A 503-nucleotide genomic window follows, 5' to 3' on the forward strand; every position below is an offset into this window, starting at 1 on the left:
ATCGTCTTTGAGGGGCCGGAGGAAGAATGCAACATGAATACGCTGGTGGAAATGATAAACAGCATGGAAGTCCGGGAAGATGACGAAACCTTCAAAAATGCGGTGGACTATATGTTTGACGGGTTGGAACGCCGCAGCCCCCAGCACTTCGCCGTGAGGCAGTATAAGAAATACAAGCTCGCCAGCGGTGATATATGCTCTAAGTGACTTCTTAATCATGATTTTGTCATGGTTAGTGAAGCAATCACTTAGAGCATTTTTGTTTCAGGAGGTACAGCCATGAGAAATGAAAAAATTACCCCACTGTACGAGCGCCTGAGCCGGGACGACGAGTTACAGGGCGAGAGCAATTCCATATCCAACCAAAAACAGATGTTAGAGGATTTTGCCCGCCGGAATGGGCTGCCAAACCCTACGCACTTTACAGATGATGGTATCTCAGGCACCCGTTTTGACCGCCCCGGATTTTTGGCGATGATGGAGGAAGTGGAGGCAGGGCGTGT

At 49.1% G+C, this 503-nt stretch carries 1 protein-coding gene and 1 pseudogene; both read left to right on the plus strand.

What is annotated here, in order from left to right; translation table 11 throughout:
* Positions 1-189, plus strand: a pseudogene (locus ACESZP_RS18005) (VirD4-like conjugal transfer protein, CD1115 family); the annotation flags it as partial.
* Between the two features lie 90 nt (positions 190-279).
* A partial coding sequence (locus tag ACESZP_RS18010; RefSeq protein ID WP_444440874.1) for a recombinase family protein occupies positions 280-503 on the plus strand: 224 nt, incomplete at its 3' end.

The organism is Candidatus Dorea massiliensis AP6 (assembly GCF_964245105.1).
Classification (GTDB): domain Bacteria; phylum Bacillota; class Clostridia; order Lachnospirales; family Lachnospiraceae; genus Laedolimicola; species Laedolimicola intestinihominis.